This is a genomic window from Streptomyces sp. UF-297 (assembly GCF_058245575.1).
The window spans coordinates 1-212 of sequence record NZ_JBSIBZ010000293.1 but is presented as its reverse complement, the minus strand read 5'-3'; the positions used below and the strand labels follow the sequence as shown (position 1 = coordinate 212).

The following is a 212-nucleotide window of genomic DNA, read 5'->3' as shown; positions in this document are numbered from 1 at the left end:
GTGCTGGCCGGGGTGGGGGGTGTGCCTGGGCTGGATTCGGCGGATGTGGTGCAGCCGGTGCTGTGGGCGGTGATGGTGTCGCTGGCCGCGGTCTGGGAGGCGGCAGGCGTCATCCCCGATGCGGTGGTGGGGCATTCGCAGGGTGAGATCGCTGCGGCGACGGTGGCGGGGATGCTGTCCCTGGAGGACGGTGCGCGGGTGGTGGCGGTGCG

1 protein-coding gene is annotated in these 212 nt (G+C 73.1%); it reads left to right on the top strand.

Going from position 1 to position 212, the window contains the following annotated elements; genetic code table 11:
- A partial coding sequence (locus AC4IJH_RS43870; RefSeq protein ID WP_490857627.1) for an acyltransferase domain-containing protein occupies positions 1-212 on the top strand: 212 nt, incomplete at both ends.